Origin of the sequence: Streptomyces sp. NBC_01012 (genome assembly GCF_045162755.1) — a bacterium.
Taxonomy (GTDB): Bacteria; Actinomycetota; Actinomycetes; order Streptomycetales; family Streptomycetaceae; genus Streptomyces.
This window is the reverse complement of the sequence record NZ_CP108688.1, coordinates 930,427-950,938: the sequence shown is the minus strand read 5'-3', so window position 1 is coordinate 950,938 and position 20,512 is coordinate 930,427. Positions and strand designations below refer to the sequence as shown.

21 protein-coding genes and 1 pseudogene are annotated in these 20,512 nt (G+C 69.2%); 11 read left to right on the top strand and 11 right to left on the bottom strand.

What is annotated here, in order from left to right; all coding sequences use genetic code 11:
* Positions 1 to 5: 5 nt before the first annotated feature.
* Together OG623_RS04240 and OG623_RS04235 are read right to left on the bottom strand one after the other, a co-directional pair.
* Positions 6 to 1,805 carry an AMP-dependent synthetase/ligase gene (locus tag OG623_RS04240; protein WP_406144396.1) on the bottom strand — a complete coding sequence of 600 codons (1,800 nt, stop codon included), beginning with the start codon at positions 1,803 to 1,805 and terminating at the stop codon, positions 6 to 8.
* Between the two features lie 265 nt (positions 1,806 to 2,070).
* The gene (locus tag OG623_RS04235; RefSeq protein WP_406144394.1) at positions 2,071 to 2,964 is read right to left on the bottom strand and encodes a LysR substrate-binding domain-containing protein; all 894 of its coding nucleotides are present in this window, start codon (positions 2,962 to 2,964) and stop codon (positions 2,071 to 2,073) included.
* A gap of 127 nt (positions 2,965 to 3,091) precedes the next feature.
* Between OG623_RS04235 and OG623_RS04230 the strand changes: the two genes are divergently transcribed.
* On the top strand, positions 3,092 to 4,126 hold the full coding sequence (locus OG623_RS04230) for a bile acid:sodium symporter family protein (RefSeq protein WP_406144392.1): 1,035 nt from the start codon (positions 3,092 to 3,094) through the stop codon (positions 4,124 to 4,126).
* Positions 4,127 to 4,169: 43 nt separating this feature from the next.
* Here OG623_RS04230 and OG623_RS04225 read toward each other — a convergent pair whose 3' ends face one another.
* The 4 genes from OG623_RS04225 to OG623_RS04210 all read right to left on the bottom strand — a co-directional run bounded on the left by OG623_RS04225 (position 4,170) and on the right by OG623_RS04210 (position 6,758).
* A complete protein-coding gene (locus OG623_RS04225; RefSeq protein WP_406144391.1) occupies positions 4,170 to 4,820 on the bottom strand; it encodes a hypothetical protein in 651 nt (216 codons plus the stop codon).
* Complete coding sequence (locus OG623_RS04220; RefSeq protein ID WP_406144389.1) at positions 4,817 to 6,043, bottom strand: helix-turn-helix domain-containing protein; 1,227 nt, start codon at positions 6,041 to 6,043, stop codon at positions 4,817 to 4,819. Before OG623_RS04220 ends, OG623_RS04225 begins: the two co-directional genes overlap by 4 nt.
* A 149-nt stretch (positions 6,044 to 6,192) precedes the next feature.
* Positions 6,193 to 6,474: a hypothetical protein gene (locus OG623_RS04215; RefSeq protein ID WP_406144388.1), complete on the bottom strand. Its 282-nt coding sequence runs from the start codon at positions 6,472 to 6,474 to the stop codon at positions 6,193 to 6,195.
* A complete protein-coding gene (locus tag OG623_RS04210; RefSeq protein WP_406144386.1) occupies positions 6,471 to 6,758 on the bottom strand; it encodes a hypothetical protein in 288 nt (95 codons plus the stop codon). Before OG623_RS04210 ends, OG623_RS04215 begins: the two co-directional genes overlap by 4 nt.
* A 176-nt stretch (positions 6,759 to 6,934) precedes the next feature.
* Here OG623_RS04210 and OG623_RS04205 point away from each other — a divergent pair.
* From OG623_RS04205 to OG623_RS04195, 3 genes and pseudogenes are all read left to right on the top strand, one after another.
* Positions 6,935 to 7,765: pseudogene (locus tag OG623_RS04205) on the top strand (helix-turn-helix domain-containing protein); the annotation flags it as partial.
* On the top strand, positions 7,759 to 7,956 hold the full coding sequence (locus OG623_RS04200) for a DUF397 domain-containing protein (protein WP_406144384.1): 198 nt from the start codon (positions 7,759 to 7,761) through the stop codon (positions 7,954 to 7,956). The pseudogene OG623_RS04205 and the gene OG623_RS04200, both read left to right, overlap by 7 nt.
* A 35-nt stretch (positions 7,957 to 7,991) precedes the next feature.
* Positions 7,992 to 8,204 carry a DUF397 domain-containing protein gene (locus tag OG623_RS04195; RefSeq protein ID WP_406144383.1) on the top strand — a complete coding sequence of 71 codons (213 nt, stop codon included), beginning with the start codon at positions 7,992 to 7,994 and terminating at the stop codon, positions 8,202 to 8,204.
* A 19-nt stretch (positions 8,205 to 8,223) separates the two neighbouring features.
* Here OG623_RS04195 and OG623_RS04190 read toward each other — a convergent pair whose 3' ends face one another.
* Genes OG623_RS04190 through OG623_RS04180 form a run of 3 tightly spaced genes read right to left on the bottom strand, consistent with a single transcriptional unit; the run spans position 8,224 to position 9,827 of the window.
* Positions 8,224 to 8,871 carry a dihydrofolate reductase family protein gene (locus tag OG623_RS04190; RefSeq protein ID WP_406144382.1) on the bottom strand — a complete coding sequence of 216 codons (648 nt, stop codon included), beginning with the start codon at positions 8,869 to 8,871 and terminating at the stop codon, positions 8,224 to 8,226.
* A gap of 34 nt (positions 8,872 to 8,905) precedes the next feature.
* Positions 8,906 to 9,034 carry a transposase gene (locus tag OG623_RS04185; RefSeq protein WP_406144380.1) on the bottom strand — a complete coding sequence of 43 codons (129 nt, stop codon included), beginning with the start codon at positions 9,032 to 9,034 and terminating at the stop codon, positions 8,906 to 8,908.
* A gap of 1 nt (position 9,035) precedes the next feature.
* Complete coding sequence (locus OG623_RS04180) at positions 9,036 to 9,827, bottom strand: DUF1963 domain-containing protein (RefSeq protein ID WP_406144378.1); 792 nt, start codon at positions 9,825 to 9,827, stop codon at positions 9,036 to 9,038.
* Between the two features lie 128 nt (positions 9,828 to 9,955).
* Here OG623_RS04180 and OG623_RS04175 point away from each other — a divergent pair, with 128 nt between their 5' ends.
* Positions 9,956 to 11,155 (top strand): pentapeptide repeat-containing protein, encoded by a 1,200-nt coding sequence (locus tag OG623_RS04175; protein WP_406144376.1) that lies wholly within the window; start codon positions 9,956 to 9,958, stop codon positions 11,153 to 11,155.
* 327 nt (positions 11,156 to 11,482) lie between these two features.
* Here OG623_RS04175 and OG623_RS04170 read toward each other — a convergent pair whose 3' ends face one another.
* Complete coding sequence (locus tag OG623_RS04170; protein WP_406144375.1) at positions 11,483 to 11,968, bottom strand: hypothetical protein; 486 nt, start codon at positions 11,966 to 11,968, stop codon at positions 11,483 to 11,485.
* A 236-nt stretch (positions 11,969 to 12,204) separates the two neighbouring features.
* Positions 12,205 to 13,053, bottom strand: coding sequence for a formate dehydrogenase accessory sulfurtransferase FdhD (gene fdhD / locus OG623_RS04165; protein ID WP_406144373.1), 849 nt, complete (start codon positions 13,051 to 13,053; stop codon positions 12,205 to 12,207).
* Between the two features lie 289 nt (positions 13,054 to 13,342).
* Between fdhD and OG623_RS04160 the strand changes: the two genes are divergently transcribed.
* From OG623_RS04160 to OG623_RS04135, 6 genes are all read left to right on the top strand, one after another.
* The gene (locus tag OG623_RS04160) at positions 13,343 to 14,293 is read left to right on the top strand and encodes a beta-ketoacyl-ACP synthase III (RefSeq protein ID WP_406144371.1); all 951 of its coding nucleotides are present in this window, start codon (positions 13,343 to 13,345) and stop codon (positions 14,291 to 14,293) included.
* A gap of 74 nt (positions 14,294 to 14,367) precedes the next feature.
* Positions 14,368 to 15,045: a GntR family transcriptional regulator gene (locus tag OG623_RS04155; RefSeq protein WP_406144370.1), complete on the top strand. Its 678-nt coding sequence runs from the start codon at positions 14,368 to 14,370 to the stop codon at positions 15,043 to 15,045.
* Positions 15,046 to 15,302: 257 nt separating this feature from the next.
* Positions 15,303 to 16,484: an ROK family protein gene (locus tag OG623_RS04150; RefSeq protein ID WP_406144368.1), complete on the top strand. Its 1,182-nt coding sequence runs from the start codon at positions 15,303 to 15,305 to the stop codon at positions 16,482 to 16,484.
* A gap of 313 nt (positions 16,485 to 16,797) precedes the next feature.
* Positions 16,798 to 18,324 (top strand): sugar ABC transporter ATP-binding protein, encoded by a 1,527-nt coding sequence (locus OG623_RS04145; protein ID WP_406144366.1) that lies wholly within the window; start codon positions 16,798 to 16,800, stop codon positions 18,322 to 18,324.
* Entirely contained in the window at positions 18,321 to 19,376 is a 1,056-nt protein-coding gene (locus OG623_RS04140) for an ABC transporter permease (protein WP_406144364.1), read from the top strand. The genes OG623_RS04145 and OG623_RS04140 overlap by 4 nt, the downstream gene beginning before the upstream one ends.
* A 79-nt stretch (positions 19,377 to 19,455) precedes the next feature.
* The gene (locus tag OG623_RS04135) at positions 19,456 to 20,496 is read left to right on the top strand and encodes a substrate-binding domain-containing protein (protein WP_406144363.1); all 1,041 of its coding nucleotides are present in this window, start codon (positions 19,456 to 19,458) and stop codon (positions 20,494 to 20,496) included.
* Positions 20,497 to 20,512 lie beyond the last annotated feature (16 nt).

Below are 20,512 nucleotides of genomic sequence, written 5' to 3'. Positions count from 1 at the left end.
ATCGCTCAGCGGTACAGGGCGTCGACCTCCGCCGAGTACGCCGTCTCGATCGCCTTCCGCTTCAGCTTGAGCGAGGGGGTCAGCAGACCGTGCTCCTCGGTGAACTGGTGCGCCAGGATACGGAAGGTACGGATGGACTCCGCCTGGGACACCGCCGTGTTCGCGGCCACCACCGCCCGGCGCACCTCCATCTCCAGGTCGGGGTCGCGCACCAGATCCGCGGGGCGCATCGGCGTACGGCCCTGCATGGCGAGCCAGTGCTCGATCGCCTCGTGGTCCAGGGTGACCAGCGCCGCGATGTAGGGCCGGTCGTTCCCGACGACGATGCACTGGGCCACCAGCGGATGCGCGCGTACCCGCTCCTCAAGACCCCCGGGGGAAACGCTCTTGCCGCCGGACGTCACCAGGATCTCCTTCTTGCGCCCGGTGATGGTGAGATAGCCGTCCTCGTCGAGTGCCCCCAGGTCGCCGGTGGCCAGCCATCCGTCGTGCAGCACGGAGTCCGTGGCCTTCGGGTCGCTCAGGTATCCGGAGAAGACGTTGGCGCCGTGCACCCATATCTCGCCGTCCCGGGCGATGTGCACGGTGGAGCCGGGGATCGGCAGACCGACGGTGCCGTAGCGGGTGCGCTCCGGCGGATTGGCGGCGGCGGCCGCGGTCGTCTCGGTCAGGCCGTAGCCCTCGTAGACCGTGACGCCCGCGCCCGCGAAGAACAGCCCGAGGCTGCGGTCCATGCCGGAGCCGCCCGACATGGCGTGCCGCACGCGGCCGCCCATCGCGTCGCGGACCTTGCGATAGACGACCTTGTCGAAGAACTGGTGCTGCATCCGCAGCCCCGCTGACGGTCCGGGGCCGGTGCCGAAGGACCGCTCCTCCAGCGCCTCCGCGTACTTGACCGCGATGTCGACGGCCTTGTCGAACGCCCCGGCGCGGCCCTCCGACTCGGCCTTGCGCCGTGCGCCGTTGAAGACTTTCTCGAAGATGTACGGCACCGCCAGGATGAAGGTGGGCCGGAAGGCCACGAGGTCCGGCATCAGCGCCTTCGCCGACAGCTCGGGCTGGTGCCCCAGCTTCACCCGGCCCCGCAGCGCCGCGATCTCCACCATGCGGCCGAAGACATGCGCGAGCGGCAGGAAGAGCAGCGTCGCCGCCTCCTCGCCCGGCTTGGAGAGGAACACCGGATGCCAGCGGCCGACCATGGTGTCGGCCTCGAACATGAAGTTGGCGTGGGTGATGACACAACCCTTGGGGCGCCCCGTCGTCCCGGAGGTGTAGATCACGGTCGCCACCGAGTCGGGAGTCACCGCGCGACGGTGCCGGTGCACGACCTCGTCGTCGACCAGCGCCCCGGCCTCGAAGAGTTCGTTCACCACATCGGCGTCCAACTGCCAGAGCCTGTGAAGATTCGGCAGCCGGTCGATCACCGAACCGATCGTCATCGCGTGGTCCTCGTGCTCGACCATGACGGCCGCGACCTCGGCGTCGTGCAGCATCCACAGGACCTGCTCGGCCGACGACGTCGGATAGATCGGCACGGACTGGGCGCCCACCGTCCACAGGGCGAAGTCGAAGAGCGTCCACTCGTAGCGCGTACGCGACATGAGGGCGACCCGGTCGCCGAACCGCACGCCGTGTGCGATCAGACCCTTGGCGAGAGCCAGCACCTCGTCACGGAAGGTGGCCGCCGACACATCGTGCCATCGGCCCTCCGCGTCCTTGCGGCCGAGGGCGATCCTGTGGGGGTCCTCCTCCGCGAAATCGAAGACGGTATCGGCAAGACCGCCGACTTGAGGGGCAGCCGCCATGGGTGGGACAGTGAACTCGCGCAATGACCTGCTCCTTGTGGCGCTCCGCACGGCGAGCCGCGACGCTACCTCACCGGGCGAGGGCGCGGGAGGGTCCGAAGTGGCCGGAAAACGTGCCATCTGGCCAGGCCAACCGTAGAAATCGGGCCAGATTGGCCAGGCTCGGGCGGACTTCTGACCACGGAGTAAGCAGCAGGCGCGGGAATCTCCACCGAATCTGTACGCGGAAATTACGCACGGGCCGCCGCTGCCACCGGTGGGAGCGCTACGCGGGCTCCGGATGCGAAGGCATCACAGGACCGCGGTGGAGGCGGTCGCCGCCCGCGAGAATCGCCGCGGCGAGTGCGTCGGCCGCCTCCTGGGCGGTGTTCCTGCGCCGCCCGTGCAGCAGGACGAAATCCACGTCGCCCAGCTCGGGCAGGCCCGCTCGGGCAGACACCGGGACGAGTCCGGGCGGGATCAGGCCACGGGTGTGCGCCATCACTCCCAGGCCCGCGCGGGCCGCCGCCACGAGCGCGCTGAGGCTCGCGCTCGTACACGCGAAGCGCCAGGGCCTGCCGTGCTCCTCCAGTACCTCCAGGGCGCGCGCTCTCGTGATGCCGGGCGGCGGGAAGGCGATCAGCGGCAGGGGCCGCTCGGGGTCGATCCGCAGCTGCGGGGCGCCGATCCAGGTCAGGGTGTCCTGCCAGACCAGCTCCCCATGGGTGTCCCCGGCCCGGCGCTTGGCCAGCACCAGATCGAGCCGCCCCGCCTCCAGCTGTCGGTGCAGCGCGCCGGACAGCTCCACCGTGAGTTCGAGCTCGACCTCGGGGTGCTCGCGCCTGAAGGACTCCAGGATCTCCGGGAGACGCGTCAGGACGAAGTCCTCGGACGCCCCGAAGCGCAGCCGTCCGCGCAGTCGGGTGCCGGTGAAGAACGCCGCCGCCCGCTCGTTGGCCTGGAGGATCGTCCGCGCGAAGCCCAGCATGGCCTCGCCGTCCTGGGTGAGATCGACCCGGTGCGTGTCCCGGTCGAACAGCTGCCGCCCCGCCTCGGACTCCAGCCGCCGCACGTGCTGGCTGACCGTGGACTGGCGGACGCCCAGCCGGCGTGCCGCCTGGGTGAAGCTGAGGGTCTGGGCGACGGCCAGGAAGGTACGGAGCTGAACGGGGTCGTACATGGGGCCGAGGCTATCGCGCTTCGTGATGACAGTCAGTTCGGTATACCTGATTCCCGATCGCGGCGTTCGGAAGCAGGATGGATGGTGACTGCACGAGTCCATTGATCGCCGAGAGAGTCCGGAGCACATGAGTAGCCGCACCAGCCGCCGAATCCCCGCGCTGCCGTCCTGGCTGCCGGTCGACGCCTACATCCTGGCGCTGATCGGCACCGTGGTCCTGGCGGCGCTGCTGCCCGCGTCCGGGACAGGCGCGGATGCGGCGGGCGGTGCGTCGACCGGTGCGGTGGCCCTGCTCTTCTTCCTCTACGGAGCGCGGCTCTCGACCGCCGAGGCGATGGACGGCCTCAAGCACTGGCGGCTCCACCTCACCGTCATGGCCTGCACCTTCGTGGTGTTCCCGCTGTTCGGTCTGGCGAGCCACGGCCTTGTGCCCCATGTGCTGACCCCGCAGCTCCAGGACGGCTTCCTCTTCCTGTGCCTGGTGCCCTCGACCATCCAGTCCTCGATCGCGTTCACCTCCATCGCCCGTGGCAACGTACCGGCCGCCATCTGCGCCGGCTCCTTCTCCAGCCTCGCCGGGATCGTGCTGACACCGCTGCTGGCGGCCGCGCTGCTGGGCGGGAGCGGGGGCGGATTCTCCGCGGACTCCCTGGTCAAGATCGTCCTCCAGCTCCTGGTGCCGTTCCTGGCCGGCCAGCTGCTGCGCCGCTGGATCGGGGGATTCATCAGCCGCCACCGCAAGGTGCTGGGCTACGTCGACCGGGGCTCGATCCTGCTCGTCGTCTACACGGCCTTCAGTGAGGGCATGGTGGCCGGAATCTGGCACCAGGTCACCGCACTCAGGCTCGGAGCCCTGCTCGCCGTCGAGGCGGTACTGCTGGCCCTGATGCTCGCGATCAGCTGGTACGGCTCCAAGCGGCTCGGCTTCGACCGGGAAGACCGGATAGCGATCCAGTTCGCCGGATCGAAGAAGAGCCTGGCGGCGGGGCTGCCGATGGCCAGCGTCCTGTTCGGCGCCCACGCGAGCCTCGCGGTGCTGCCGCTGATGCTCTTCCACCAGATGCAGCTGATGGTCTGCGCCGTCATAGCCAAACGCCGCTCCCGCGACCCGCTCCCGAGCGACACCCTCGTCGGACCTGCGCCGGCGAAGGTGGTGAACTGAGCCCTCGAGGCCAGGCCCGCAGGGTGATGGCCTCAGCGCCCGCCTATGCCTCCGCCCATGTGCGGTACGCACCGGGGAGGGCGGTCCGCCGGTAGTCCGGCAGACCCGAGCCGAACTCCTGGAGGCGCGCGTACGCTTTCATCAGATCCTGCCCTGTCGCGAAACACCCCGCATCCACAGCAAGTACGAGTACGTCCTCGATGGTCGCGTAAGCCAGGCCTCGCTCCGCTGCCATTGTCTGGCCACCGTGGTCGTCCATCAGTAGTGTGACGTCGTGGCCCTGCTCACGGAGGCCTACGCCGTGGGCCACCACGACACACTCTCCGAGGTCTTTCCGCTGGAGCAGTGCCCGCTCGAACTCCGCGTCGCGCAGTTCCTCGAGGACGGTAATCACTCGGAGGTCTGACGGCCTGGTCATTTCGAGCCTGGGTAAGACACGGACATAGGGGCTGCGTTCGAGTGCGGCCCACCGCTTCTCAAGGCCGGGGAACTTGCGCTCCTTCCCACGGATCTCGTCGCACACTTCCTGAGGCACGAGAATCACCCAGCCCGCGTGCGCGAGTGCGGTGGTGAGCACACGATTCAGATTGGCGCCCGCGAAGTGGACACATGCCACTGCGTCGAGGACGCAGACCGAGTCCTGCGTCGGCAGTGTGCTCTCGCCGTCGTCCCGTTCACTTGCTCGGACGGTCATTCCCAGGCGTCTCCGTCCCTGCGCTCGCGGTGGCCTGCCCGGCGGGCGATGAGCGTAGAGACATCAATCCTCTTGGGGGAGGGCGGCGGCGGGGGTGTGATCCCCGCATCTGCGAGCTCAAGCGCTGTCGCATTCGGTTCCGATCCTTGCAGAGCGGCCACTGCCCTGACCCCGATCTTCCCGGCGCGGTAGGCCTCGACGGCCCGCTCCAGCACGCGCCGGGGCGGTCGGGCCTGTGACGCTGCGCCACACGCCGCGGTGTACTGAGGGCCCCAGCCGTAGGACCAGGCGAGCTGACGGCCGGTAGGTCCCTCCAACGACTTCGCCGCGTCGTCGGTCAACAGGCCGAGCCGGCGGCACTGGATCAGTACGACTCGGAGACTCACCTCGTAGTGGTGCGCTGCCAGGGCACATTCCTTGAGCCCAGGACCGGCCGGGGCATTCTCCCGCATCCAGCGGGCAAGTCCGGGCTCGGGAAGAAGGAGATGCCGGGCGAAGGCATCGCATCGCATCTCGGCGTGCGTGCGCTCGCCGTCCAGCAGGTGTGCGTCGCTGCCGTCCCCGAACAGCACGTGCCCCAACTCATGAGCCAGGGTAAAACGCTGACGCTCGGGGACATCGGCCGAATTGACCAGGACAAGGATGACGTTCCTGTCGGGGTCAGTCGCGGTAAAGCCGGAAACACGGTGCGGCAGGTCGACCACGGCCGTGTCGACGCCCACAACGGACTCCGCGAACTCGGCGAGATTGGCCACAGGCCCCAGACCGAGTTCCAATTTGCCCCGGACCGCTCTGGCCAGCCCACGGCCTTGGTCCTCGGCAGTCAAGGACTCAGGCGGCAGCTCGCAGGTCAGGCCGGCCCCTCCCACGTCGCCGCGGTGCTCGGACCGCAGGGCGAACGCATCCATCCTGTCGTCGAGAGTCAGGATGTCCTCGGCCTTACGGGTGGCAACCGATAGATCCTCGGCCGCGCTCCGTCCCGCGCGAGCCGCGACCCGCATGCGCTTCCCCACCGGATTGGCCCGCGTGAGCCGCGTCAGCGGTACGTCGAGGGCGACCGCCAGCCGGTCCAGCTCGGCCGCCGTCAGGGCAGACCGCTCGCCAGCCTCGATGCGATGGAGTGTCGGCTGGCTCAATTCCGCCCGTGCGGCCAGATCTCGTTGTGTCATGCCTGCATGTGACCGTTCCAGCGCCACACGTCTTCCGATCTCTTCGAGGTTCATCCCCCGCACCTCCTTGAATCAAGATTACCGATTGATTCAGTGATACTTGCAGGGTTATTCCAGCCAATTCGGAGCGACTCGGGCGCGTAGCGGTGAAAGTCCCCTACGAGGCCGGCGGGGCGGCCGGCTGTGCGGTCACCGGTCACCGGTCACCGGTCACCGTCGAGCCGGTCGGTGGGCGGGGAGCCCCGTATGTCGCCGAGGCCGAGGCCGGTGCGGCTGCGGGCGTTGGCCTCGGCGACCCGGGCGCTCAGCAACTCGGCCGGGCCGAGCGGCCGTAGGCGGGCCGGGGCCGCGTCCCACTCCCGGCCACCGCCGAGCGGGCGGAGCTGGAGGTAGGGGCCCTCGTGGCCCATCACCAGGCCCACCCGGCCGCTGTCCCCGTCGCGTACGGCCACCCCGACGCGGAGGGGGTCGTCGGCATCGGTCACCCGGCCGCTCCTCTCCGGATCACCGTGGCGAGGGCGTGCGCCACGGGGGCGGAGCAGATGCCGAGGTGGACGAGCGCGTAACGGGCCTGCCGCGCGCTGCCGTCGCTGTCCGTTTCCGGCCACGGGGTGCGCACATCCATCGCGGGCAGCTGAATTCCCGCGCCGGTCAGTGCGTCGGCGAGGTCGTCGCGCGCGCTCACGGCCTCCTGGATCTTGGCCGCCGGCCCGTGCGCGGACCGGGGGGTCCTGCGGGGGAGTGATGGCTTCTGCGACGGAGGTGCCATGGGAGCTCTTCCTTCGGTTGTTCTTTCGCCGATTCGTCGGCCCGCCCAGGCGGCCGGTACTACGGTGCGTGAGGGGCTCGTTACGAGAATGGCCCGGCCAGGGGCACGACACACCGAGGGCGGGGTGTGCTTCTCCGGTGGGTCCCGCATGTTCCACACGTTCCACGGAGGGTGCGATGCCGACGAGGCGGGCGGTCACGGGCCGCAGCAGGGAACCACGCGCACGGTTCGCGGAGGAGCTGCGGCACCTGCGCACCGAGCGCGGCGACAGTCTGCGGCAGCTCGGCGAAAGGCTGGGCTGGGACTGGTCGTTGTTCGGGAAGATGGAGAAGGGCGAGACGGTCGGCGGGCCCGAGGTCGTGCAGGCCCTGGACCAGCACTACGGGACGCCGGGGCTGCTCCTGGCGCTGTGGGAGCTGGCGGTCAGCGACCAGACGCAGTTCAAGGAGCGGTACCGCCGGTACATGGCCCTGGAGGCGGACGCGACCAGCCTGTGGCACTTCGCAGTGAGCGTGCTGCCGGGGCTGTTGCAGACGCCGGGGTACGCGAGGGAGCTGCTGGTGGCCGGTGGGCTCCAGGACCCCGAGCTGACACAGCAGGTGGAGGCGCGGATGGGCCGACGTGGGCTGTTGGAGCGGGCGGATGCCCCGCCGCTTCGCGTCATCCTGTCGGAGGCCGTGCTACGGACCAGGCCGCGTGATGCAGCCGCATGGCGGGAACAGCTGGAGTACTTGGCCAGCATGTCGGAGCGCCCGAAGATCACGCTTCAGGTGTTGCCGTTCAGCGCGGGCATGCACGGCTTGGACAGCACGGCTGTCAAGTTCCTGAGGTTGCCGGACGCGCGGACCGTAGCCTATGTCGAGAACGCCTACAGGGGTGAACTTGTCGAAGAATACGGGGCTGTTGAGCACCTACAACGTGCGTACGATGCGATGCGTGACTTGGCATTGTCGCCGGTCGAGTCTCGGAAGTTCGTCCTGAGCATTTTGGAGGAAGTGCCGTGCGATCTGCCGCAAAGTGGCGCAAGAGCAGTTACAGCAACTCGACCGGAGGCGACTGTGTCGAGATCGCTGATGGATACGCCGCCGTCGTACCGGTTCGGGACAGCAAGAACCCTCAAGGGCCCGTGCTGACGTTCGCCGCGGATGGCTGGGCATCGTTCGTTTCGGCCGTAAAGGACGGCAGCCTGCGAGACTGAGTGGGTGCTCCCGGCGCATGTTTGGAGGAAATGCCTTGCGATCATCCCTCGATCCGAGCGCCGTCAACTGGCGCAAGAGCTCCTACAGCAACTCTGACGGCGGTCAGTGCCTTGAGGTCTCCGATGCGCTCATAGGTGTTGTCCCCGTGCGTGACAGCAAGAACCCCCACGGCCCCGCGCTCACCTTCACCGCGGACGGCTGGGCGTCCTTCGTGGCCGCGGTGAGGCGCGGTGCCGTGGATGGGTGACCTCGGGTGATACCGAGTTCTACTTCCGCCAGAGCAGGTGGTGCGTCACGCCGCTCCGGCTGGGCACGATGTCCTGGTGGAACCTGTCGAGCAGTTCGTCCGGGGACTCCCACAGCCGGGTCCCGGAGCCGAGCTTCGTCGGGGTGACCGCCACGTGCAGGGTGTCGACGAGGTCGGCGTCGAGGAACTGCCGGATGGTCGTGGCGCCACCGCCCAGCCGCACGTCCTGGCCCTGGGCTGCCTCCTTCGCCTGGGCGAGCACCGTCGCCGGGTCGCCGTCGACGAAGTGGAACGTGGTGTCGGAGAGCGTGAACGACGGGCGCTCGTGGTGCGTCATCACGAACACCGGCGTGTGGAACGGCGGTTCGTCGCCCCACCAGCCCTGCCACTCATGGTCCTGCCAGGGCCCCCGCTGCGGCCCGAACTTGTTGCGGCCCATGATCTCGGCGCCGATGTTGCGGGCGTAGTCCCGCGTGAGGTAGTCGTCCAGGCCTCGGCTGCCACCGGGTTCTGAGCGCTTGACCGGTGGGTGCTCGGTGGCGAAGGCCCAGGCGAACAGCTCACCCGGATCCGCATGGCCGAACGGCCTTTCCAGGGTCTGGTCCTCGCCGGCGCCGAATCCGTCGCTCGACACGGTGAAGTTCTGGACCCGCAGCAATTGACTCATGTCGCTCCTCACGCTCCTGCTCCGCGCTTTCCGATCACTTGGTGAACGGTAGACCGGCGAGCCCGGCAAAACTCATCGCAGCAGGACCGGCCTCGGCCTTCTTGACCCAGCCGCGCAGGCTCTCGGAACTGATGCCGAGCTGCCCGGCAACACTGCTCACCACGTCACATGTCGACGCAGACATGGACGCGGTCGAAGCGGAGAGATGCCAGGTCCTTGCGGCGGATCAGCCAGCTGATGACGCCCATGTCCAGTTCCTTGACCTCCTCGTCGCAGCGCCAGGTGGCCAGCAGTACCCAATCCTCGGCGTCCTCCGGTTCTTCCTCCCGGACGCTCAGTATCGGGTCGTAGTTCAGCACGATCGTGTTGCCGCCGAGCGCGAAGGTCCACATGGGCCACAGGCCGCCCACACTTGTCCAGGCGTCTTTCATCTCTTCCGCGCGGTCCGTGGCATGGTCGAACTCCTCGGCCTCCAGGTCGTCGTCGTCCCACATCGGCTGGCAGTACGTCTCTGAGTCCTGCGTGGAGGATCCGAGCCACGCCATGCGCAGATCATGTGGCGGGTACGCGTCGTAGCCGGAATCGGCGCGACGGGTGGTCGGACGGGTACCGGCGGGAAGGTAACGCACAACGCCGTCCTTCGTGCCGTCGAACCCCACGTACGGCTCGGCGAAGAACAGCAGGTGGCCGTCGGCGGGCAAGGGGAGCCCGGTGTACGACGGCAGGAGTGAGCAGTCGACGGTGGCGGCGAGGGGGGCGGTCGGGTTCGGCTCCCCCTCGGGCAGCAGCGCGTCGCCGCCCAACCGCGCCGCGACAGGCCCGTCGCCCTCGAACGTCCAGAAAACCGCGGGCCTGATGGTCTTCAGCCACTCCTCCACCTCCTCCGCCGGGCATCCCCGGGAAGCTGCCTCGGTGCGGAAGCGGTGTACTCGGCCGGTGTTCCAGTCGTCGATCATGGCGGCATCTTAGGTGTGTGCCCGCGACACCTTCGGACACAGACCTACAGGGTGCCCCGGCACGGGATGGGGGTGATCCCGTCACTCGCGGAGTCAACTCTCCGGCCCCGCAGACGGTCCTGAAGAACATGACAGATCCAACTCCACAACCACCTTCCCGCACCCGGCCTGCCTGGCCGCACTGCGGCCAGGGCGCCACCGCGCAGGAGACTGTCGGCTGCCGGGGCAGGCAGGTCGCCGGCCACTCCGTGTGTCTGGCCCACCTGGAGGACGCCGAGCGCCCCGCGTATCTGGCCACCCTGTCTCCCGGCGACGACCTCGACCACCGCGGCACCCCCTTCACCCGTGACCTGCTCGATCAGCTCCTCACGGCCCTCCACGCCCCGGCTCGGCAGGGCCCGTATGTCGGTGGGGCCGTGTTCAGAGAGGCGTCTTTCGCCGGTGATGTCGACTTCCACGGGGCGGTCTTCGCCGGCGACGCCGACTTCAACGACGTGACGTTCACCGGTCACGCAGACCTCCACGGAACGACGTTCCGTGGAGGCGCCGACTTCACCGACGCCTCGTTCGCCCACGTCGCCGACTTCGGCGGGGCCTCCTTCGAGGGCGAGACGCACCTCGGCGGGGTGGCCTTCCACGGGGACGCCCGCTTCGACGCAGCGACCTTCAGCGGCGGCGTCGAGTTCGGCATGACGGTCTTCGCGAGCGGTGCGTGGTTCGGGGGTGCTGCCTTCACCGGTCACGCGTGGTTCGGAGAGGTGACGTTCGCCCGCGACGCCCGGTTCGGCTCGGCACACTTCGGCGGCGAGGCCGAATTCGCCGACGTGTCCTTCGGTGGCGACGTTCACCTCGCCGGGGCGTCCTTCGTCGGCGACCTCGGTCTCGAACGGTCCCGGCTCCAGACCGTACGGCGGCTCGGGCCGCTGGTGTGCGGCGGCACCGTACGTCTGGACAACGCGCAGTTCGGCGCGCCGGTGACCGTGGAGATCGCGGCCGCCGGGGCATCGTTCCGGCGGACGCGATGGGAGTCCACCGCGGCGCTGCGCATCCGCCGCGCCGAGGTACACCTCGCCGGGGCGGTGCTGGAACAGCCGGTCACCGTGGTGACCTATCCGGTTCCCTTCACCGATCCGCAGGGAGAGGACCTGTCCGAGGCGGCTCTCACGGGCCGCGACGCGAAGGTGCGGCTGAACTCCCTCGGCGGTGTGGACGCCGCCCACCTGACCCTCACGGACGTGGACGTGACCGGATGCGCGCTCACCGGCGTGGTGCACCTGGACCGGCTCCGCCAGGAGGACACCTCCACGAGCTCTCCCCCGATGGCCTGACATCCGATGCCCCGTGCGGCCCGATGCCCCGGATGGAGCCTCCGCCAACTTGAAGTAGTAGGTCAAAGGGCTGGTGTGACCAGTCCCCGGGGTACTCGTGCTGATCATGGGCGGGAGTCCACGAAGAAGATCAGCCGTCAGCGGTTAACTTCAAGGTCCGTCAGGACGAGCAGAGCGCGCAGAATTCGGGTGGCGCGGGTGGGATCGGTGCGGAGCTTGCCGGGCCACTGCGAGCAGGGACCGGTCGTACTGGAAGTGTCAGGCGGCCCGGGGCTGAGGTGGATCCTACGAGAACGTACGTCGGGTTGTGGCACATGAACGGTGTGATCAGCGGGGCGGGAAGGAAGCCAGGGCGAGGTCCCACTGGTCAGCCGCGTGAAGCAGCGCCGTAACGTCCATCCTGACCTCCACGACGTACTGGTAGATGTCGGCCAGGTCGTCACTCTGTTGCCACGGGGGCGCTGCCTCCAAGGACAGATGAATTCGAATTACCGCGTGCCCGCTCTCGCTCCGATCGGCGAGGCTGAAGGCCACGAGCGGCTCGATGAACCAGGTGTCCGGCGAAAGCTCACCTTCGGCATCAGGTTCGGTCACGGCCACCGTCCCCGCGGCCACCGTGCGCAGCCACGCGGCTATCTGGCGAGCCTCATCCGTGAGCAAACACGGATCGGCGAAAGACCAGTTCCCCTCGGGAGTTGTCACCGTGCCATCAATGATCAGCCAGTTGTCGTCATACGAGTCGCCTCGGACCTCGGCGAACTGGTAGCGCACTGGGCGAAGGTCGACGCTGATTGCGGGATCGTTCAGGAGCACCGAGTCAGGATGTCATGCGCCGACCAGCAGGACGGGCCGTGGCTTGCAACCCATGCGCACAGGTCAGAGCCCCGATGGGACTCCGTCAGATGATCTTTGCCCCAGACTCCCGCCCGCTACCAGCACGAGTACTCCGGAGGCCGGTCACACCAGCCCTTTGACCTGCTACTTCAAGTTGGCGAAGGCTCATGGCGGGGAAGCCCCCGACGTGAGGATCACGATCCACAGCTGGAGTGTCAGCCCTGGCTCACCGCCGGCTCCAGGGCGATGCGGTGGTCGCCCGCGTACACGTTCATGGACCGGCCCCGCAGGAAGCCGACGAGGGTCAGGCCGCTCTCGGCCGCCAGGTCCACGGCCAGTGACGACGGTGCGGAGACTGCGGCGAGCATCGGGATCCCGGCCATCACCGCCTTCTGCGCCAGTTCGAAGGAGGCGCGCCCCGAGACCAGCAGGATCGCCTGCGAGAGCGGCAGCCTGTCGTCGGTGAGGGCGCGTCCCACGAGCTTGTCGACCGCGTTGTGGCGGCCGACGTCCTCCCGGACGTCGATCAGCTCGCCCTCGGGGGAGAACAGGGCCGCGGCGTGCAGGCCCCCCGTCCGGTCGAACACCTTCTGCGCCTCGCGCAGCCGGTCGGGCAGCTCGGAGAGCAGCGCGGGGGTCACCCGGAGCGGGGGAGTGTCGGCGACGGGGTGGCGGGTCGTGGTGCGTACGGCGTCGAGGCTCGCCTTGCCGCAGAGCCCGCAGGACGAGGTCGTGTAGACGTTGCGTTCGAGCGTGATGTCGGGGACCACGACGCCGGGCGCGAGCTGTACGTCCACCACGTTGTAGGTGTTCACGCCGTCGGCCGTCGCCCCCGCGCAGTACACGATGGACCGCACATCGGACCCCTCGCCGATCACGCCCTCGCTGACGAGGAATCCCGCCGCGAGTGCGAAGTCGTCACCCGGGGTACGCATCGTGATGGCGAGCGGCTTGCCGTTCAGCCGGATCTCCAGGGGTTCCTCCGCGACGAGGGTGTCGGGGCGGGTCGTGACCGCTCCGTCCCGGATGCGGATGGTGCGGCGACGCTCGGTGACCCGTCCCATGACCGTGAACCCCGATTCCTTGTGTGGTGGAAGGTGTGATGGAAGCCGAAACGGCCCTTGTCACAGAGGTTGCCACGAGGTGCCTGGTCGTCGTGCGGCGAGGTGCGCGGAGAGCCGGTCCGTTTTCGATTCGGACGGGGACGTCGGTGTGTCCTCAGGAGTTCCCGGTGTGCTGTTCGAGACGCTCCAACACGAGACCCGTATTCCTGTGGGGTTAGGTGCCCCTGTACCGGTCGGTAGCAACCAAGACTGGATAGTTCCTGCCAAACGTAGCGAGGAGAACCCGTACATGACCGGCTCACGTGTCGTGGCGCTCGGCCACTACCAGCCCGCCAAGGTCCTCACCAACGACGACCTGGCGGTCATGGTCGACACCAGCGACGAGTGGATCACCAGTCGGGTCGGCATCAGGACACGGCACGTGGGCGGCCCGGACGAGCCGGTGGACGATCTCGCCGCGCACGCGGCGGCCAAGGCCCTCGCGACGGCCGGACTACAGCCTTCGGACATCGACATGGTTCTCGTCGCCACCTCCACGGCCATCGACCGCTCGCCGAGCATGTCGGCGCGGGTCGCCACACGCCTGGGCATGGGTTCACCCGCCGTGATGGACATCAATGTGGTCTGCTCCGGGTTCACCCACGCGCTGGCCACCGCGGACCATGCGATCCGGGCCGGAGCCGCGACCCGGGCGCTGGTCATCGGCGCCGACAAGATGGGTGACATCGTCGACTGGACGGACCGCTCCACATGCGTCCTGATGGGCGACGGTGCGGGGGCCGCCGTCGTCACCGCCGACCCGGAGGGGGGCGAGCGGCCCGGGATCGGGCCCGTCCTGTGGGGCTCGGTGCCCGAGATGGGCAACGCCGTACGGATCGAGGGCACGCCCCCGCGGTTCGCGCAGGAGGGGCAGTCCGTCTACCGCTGGGCGACCACGCAGCTGCCGCCGATCGCGCGGAAGGTCTGCGAACGGGCCGGTGTCACGCCCGAGGACCTCGCCGCCGTGGTGCTGCACCAGGCCAATCTGAGGATCATCGAACCCGTCGCCCGGAAGATCGGTGCGGTCAACGCCGTCATCGCGCGTGACGTGGTGGACTCGGGCAACACCTCGGCCGCGTCCATCCCGATGGCGCTGTCCAAGATGGTGGAACGGGGCGAGGTCGAGAGCGGTGCACCGGCCCTGCTCTTCGGCTTCGGCGGGAACCTCTCGTACGCGGGCCAGGTGATCCGCTGCCCCTGAGGCCTTCTGCGTGGCATTGCGCTCGGTAGACTGTAGACGATAAGCAATTGCTGGGCGCCCGGAGGGGGACCGCGATGTTGTCCGCAGGATTGCCGCCAGGGTCGGTGCCGAAGCTGGAGCGGCCCGGACCGCTGCGCGAGCGTGTCTACGAGGCGCTCCTGGAGCTGATCACCACGCGCGCACTCAGTCCGGGCCAGCATCTGGTCGAGAGCGAACTCGCCGGGCATCTGGGGGTGTCGAGGCAGCCGGTGCGGGAGGCACTCCAGCGGCTGAACACCGAGGGCTGGGTCGACCTGCGCCCCGCGCAGGGCGCCTTCGTCCACGAGCCCACCGAGGAGGAGGCGGACCAACTGCTCTCGGTCCGCACCCTGCTGGAGGCCGAGGCGGCCAGGCTGGCCGCCGCCGACTCCGGGCGGCGGGGCATCGAGGCCCTGGAGGAGCTGTGCTCCCAGGGGGAGCGGGCCGTCGCCGCCGACGACGTGGACCTCGCCGTCGCCACGAACGCCGCATTCCACGCCAAGGTCATGGAGTTGGCGGGCAATGTCGTGCTGTCCGAGCTCGCCGGCCAGGTGGACCGCAGGGTCCGCTGGTACTACACGCCCGTGGCGCGGCAGCGTGGCACGCGCTCCTGGATCGAGCACCGGGAGCTGATCGCGGCCATCGCCGCCGGGGACGAGCAGCGGGCGACCGAGGTCATGCGTACGCACACCGAGCACACCCGCGAGACGTACCACCGGCGCGAGCAAGGCTGATCGCCCGGAGCGGGCAGGCAGGTGCCGCGAGCAGGGCTGATCGCCCGGAATCGCGGGACGGACGCATGACCGAAGGCCGGGGCGGACCGCCCCGGCCTTCTTCGCGCGCCGCCGCAAGCTCCGCGCATCTTTGTCCTGAGTGAGGAGAAAGTTGGTGCGGATTCCTGCTCAACTTCTTCCCACTCGGGTAAACCGCTGCTACGTTCCCCTCGAAAGCCCGACGGACCAGCCGTGGCGGGGAGGGACGCGTGAGACGCATGACGGCACGACCCGCGAACACGCACCAGGCGCGACTGCTCCGGCTGTTGCGCGACGAGGGACCCAACTCCCGTGCACAGCTGGGCGATCAGATCGACCTGTCGCGTTCCAAGCTCGCCGTCGAGGTGGACCGGCTCCTGGAGACCGGTCTTGTCGTGGCCGACGGGCTCGCCGCGTCCCGCGGCGGACGCCGCTCCCACAACATCCGGCTCGCTCCCGGACTGCGCTTCCTCGGCGTCGACATCGGCGCCACCTCCATAGATGTGGCCGTCACCAACGCCGAGTTGGAGGTCCTCGGCCACCTCAACCATCCGATGGACGTACGGGAAGGCCCCGTTGCGATCTTCGACCAGGTGCTGACGCTGGCGGCCAAGCTCAGGGTCTCCGGGCTTGCCGACGGTTTCGACGGCGCCGGCATCGGCGTACCAGGGCCCGTCCGCTTCCCCGAGGGCGTACCGGTCGCACCTCCGATCATGCCCGGCTGGGACGGCTTCCCGGTCCGCGAGGCGCTCAGCCAGGAGCTGGGCTGCCCCGTCATGGTGGACAACGACGTGAACCTGATGGCGCTGGGGGAGCAGCACGCGGGCGTGGCCCGTTCCGTGGGCGACTTCCTCTGCGTCAAGATCGGTACGGGTATCGGCTGCGGCATCGTGGTGGGCGGAGAGGTCTACCGCGGCACCACCGGCAGCGCCGGAGACATCGGCCATATCCAGGTGGAGCCGGACGGCCGCGCCTGCGCCTGCGGCAACAAGGGCTGCCTGGAAGCACACTTCAGCGGCGCGGCCCTGGCCCGCGACGCCGAGGACGCGGCCCGCACCGGCCGGTCGCCCGAGCTGGCGGCCCGGCTGGAGGAGGGCGGAAAGCTCTCGGCCGTCGATGTGGCCGCCGCCGCCGCGGCCGGCGACCCCGCGGCACTCGACCTGATCCGTGAGGGCGGCAACCGTGCCGGCCAGGTCATCGCCGGACTCGTCAGCTTCTTCAACCCGGGCCTCGTCGTGATCGGCGGCGGGGTGACCGGGCTCGGCCACAATCTGCTGGCCAGCGTCCGTACCCAGGTCTACCGGCAGTCCCTGCCGCTGGCTACGGGCAATCTCCCCATCGTCCTCGGTGAGCTGGGGCCCGTCGCCGGAGTGACCGGCGCGGCCAGGCTCATCAGCGACCACCTGTTCTCGCCGGCCTGATGTCAGGGCCGGTGCGCCGTTCGGCACGCGTTCCGCAGAAACCCACGTAAGCAGTCTGTTCCGAGCTCCGCCCGCAGGACCGCACAGCAAGCGCCCGTAGGACCGCACAGCAAGCGCCCGCAGGACCGCACCGCAGCTCCACCCAGGACGACCGCCCGCACCGCAGCGCCACCCGGCAGTTTTGTCAGTTGTTCCGTCAGCAGCACAGCACCGCCGTCACCGCACCCTGCCCGCTCACCGGCCTCACCCACGCTCCCGGCCCCTTCCGAGGCCCCCATGAGCAGGGGAGACCCACTCGCCGATGGGATTCGTCATGGCACCAGAGCCACCCCTGCTCACGATGTCCGGCATCACCAAGTCGTTCCCCGGAGTGCGCGCCCTCGACGGCGTGGACCTGGAGGTGCAGGCCGGTGAGGTCCACTGCCTCCTGGGCCAGAACGGCGCGGGCAAGTCCACCCTCATCAAGGTGCTGGCCGGAGCCCACCAGCCCGACGACGGCGCCATCACCTGGCACGGCGAGCCCGTCCAGCTGTCCACGCCGATCACCGCGATGCGGCTCGGCATCGCCACCATCTACCAGGAACTCGACCTGGTGGAGGGCCTGTCGGTCGCCGAGAACGTCTTCCTCGGGCATGAACCCACCAGCGCGGGCTTCGTCGTGAAGACCCGTGAGGCCCGCACCGCGGCCGCCGCGCTCCTGAAGCGCCTCGGGCACCCGGAGATCGACCCGGCCCGCGCGGTCGGGAGCCTCTCCGCCGCCCACCAGCAGATCGTCTCCATGGCACGGGCGCTCTCCCACGACGTACAGCTCATCGTGATGGACGAGCCGTCCGCCGCCCTGGACCCCGACGAGGTCGACAATCTCTTCCGTATCGTCGACGGGCTCACCGCCGACGGGGTGGCCGTCGTCTACATCTCGCACCGGCTGGAGGAGATCCGCCGCATCGGCGACCGGGTGACCGTCCTCAAGGACGGCAGGGCCGTCGCCGTCGGACTCCCCGCCAAGTCCACCCCCACCAGCGAGGTCGTCTCCCTGATGACCGGCCGCAACGTGGCGTACGTCTTCCCCGACCGGCCCGGCAGCGGCGACGCACGGGCCACCGCCGAACCCGTCCTCAGGGTCGAAGGCCTCTGCCGCAAGGGCGAGTTCGAACCTGTCGACCTCGAACTGCGGCCCGGTGAGATCGTCGGGCTGGCCGGGCTCGTCGGCTCCGGGCGCTCCGAGATCCTGGAGACCGTCTACGGCGCCCGAAAGCCGACCGCGGGCCGTGTCCTCGTCGACGGCACCCCGCTGCGCGCCGGCAGCGTACGGGCCGCCGTGGCCGCGGGAATCGGTCTCGCCCCGGAGGAACGCAAGGCGCAGGCCCTGCTGTTGTCGGAATCGGTCACCCGGAACGTCTCGGTCTCCTCCCTGTCGCGCTTCGCCCGCGCCGGATGGCTGGACCGGGGCACCGAGCGCACATCCGCGAGGAACGCCACCCGGCAGCTGTCCCTGCGGCCCGACAACCCGGACGCCGCGGTCCGCACCCTGTCCGGCGGCAACCAGCAGAAGGCGGTCCTGGCCCGCTGGCTGCTGCGCGGCTGCCGGGTCCTGCTGCTCGACGAACCCACCCGCGGCGTCGATGTCGGCGCCCGCGCCGAGCTCTACGCAGTGATCCGCCGGCTGGCCGACGAAGGCCTCGCCGTCCTGCTCGTCTCCAGCGAAGTGCCCGAAGTGCTGGGCCTCGCCGACCGGGTGCTGGTCCTCCGGGAGGGCCGTGTCGTGCACACGGCCGATGCCACGGAGCTCGACGAGCACCGCGTCCTCGACCTCGTCATGGAAGGGAGCCCGACGTCATGACACAGCCCGCACCGTCGGCGCAGTACCAAGGGCCGGAGAAGGAGTCCCCGGCCGGCCCGGAGGACGCGCCGCCCCCGAAGCAGGGAGGCGGAGGCCTGCGCGCACTCGGCCTGCGCGCCGATGTCCGCAACCTCTCGCTCCTCGGTGTCCTCGCCGTCCTGGCGCTCGTCGGAGGTCTCACCGAACCCGACGCGTTCCTGGACACCGGGAACCTCCAGCTGATCCTGACGCAGGCCTCCGTCATCGGGGTCGTCACCGTCGGCGTGACCCTCGTCATCATCGGCGGCGGTATCGACCTCTCGGTCGGCGCGATGGTCGCCCTCGCGTCCGTCTGGGCGACGACACTCGCCACCCAGGACTTCGGCTTCGCCGGTATCCTCTTCACCGCCGTGGTCGTCGGCCTCGCCGCGGGTCTCGTCAACGGGGTCCTCATCGCCTACGGGCGCATGGTCCCCTTCATCGCGACCCTCGCCATGCTCGCGTCGGCCCGTGGACTCGCCCAGCTGATCACTGACGGCAAGACCCAGATCGTCACCGTCCAGTCCGTCCTCGACCTGGGCCTGCCCGACTCGTACGTCCTGGGTATCCCGCCGCTGGTCCTGTTCTTCGCCGCGGTCACCGTCGCCGGCTGGCTCATCCTGAACCGGACCACCTTCGGGCGCCGTACGGTCGCCATCGGAGGCAACGCGGAGGCGGCCAGGCTCGCCGGCATCGACGTACGGCGCCAGCGGCTCTACCTCTACCTGCTGTCCGGCCTGTGCTGCGGCATCGCAGCCTTCATGCTGATCGTCCTGTCCGGCTCGGGGCAGAGCACCAACGGCAATCTGTACGAACTCGACGCCATCGCCGCCGCGATCATCGGAGGCACTCTCCTGAGCGGCGGCCGGGGCACCATCGTCGGATCCGTGCTCGGCGTCCTCATCTTCACCACGATCACCAACATCTTCGCTCTGAACAATCTGCAGAGCGACGTCCAGTCCATCGCCAAGGGCGCCATCATCGTCGCCGCCGTCCTCGTCCAGCACCGCACCCTGCGCGGCAGCGACACCTGACGGCCCGGCCGCCCACGCGGCAACTGATCACCCACCCGCTGTTCCGTACGTATCGCACCGGATGAAGGGTTCGACAGCCATGCCAGAAACCAGCCGCAGAGGACTGCTCTTCGGCACCGCGGCCGTCTCCGCGGGAGCCTTCCTCACCGCCTGCACCAGCAACGATCCCAAGGAGAAGGCGTCCGACCAGAGCAGTGACCAGCCTGCCGCCGATGACAAGCCGGGCAAACCCCTCACCATCGGCTTCGCCGGACCGCAGGCCGACCACGGGTGGCTGAACGCCATCAACGTCCAGGCCAGGAACCGGGCCGAGAAGTACTCCGAGGTGACCCTGGAGATCACCGAGGGCTCCAACGACACCGCGGCCCAGATCGGTCAGGTCAAGACCCTCATCAACAAGAAGGTCGACGTCCTGATCGTCCTGCCCGCCGACGGGAAGGCGCTCACCCAGGTCGGCCTGGAGGCCATGAAGGCCGGGATCCCGGTCGTCAACCTGGACCGTGTGTTCGCCTCACCGCAGGCCTACCGCTGCTGGGTCGGCGGCGACAGCTACGGCATGGGCCTCAACGCCGCCCAGTACATCGGCGAGCAGCTCAAGGGCAAGTCGAACGCCAAGGTCGTGGAGCTCGCCGGCATCGACAACCTGGAACTGACCAAGCAGCGCAGCCAGGGGTTCGCCGACGGCCTGAAGAACTACTCCAACATCAAGCTGGTGGCCCGTCAGGCCGCCGACTTCACCGTGGAGTCCGGCCAGGCCAAGATGGCGCAACTCCTCCAGGCACAGAAGCAGTTCGACGCCCTGTGGAACCACGACGACGACCAGGGTGTCGGTGCGCTCCGCGCCATCCAGCAGGCCGGCCGCGACGAGTTCATCATGGTCGGCGGGGCGGGCGCCAAGTCCGCGATGGACGCCATCAAGGCCGACAACAGTGTCCTGAAGGCCACCGTGCTCTACCCGCCCACCATGGCCGCGTCCGCGGTCGACCTGGCGCGCGCGCTCGGCCAGAGCAAGGGGGTCGCCGGCCTCGCCGAGATGGAGATCCCGACCTCGCTGACCCTGTACTCGGCCGTGGTCACCAAGGACAACGTCGACCAGTACCTGCCGACGGGCTTCAGCTGATCCCGCACCGCCGCCG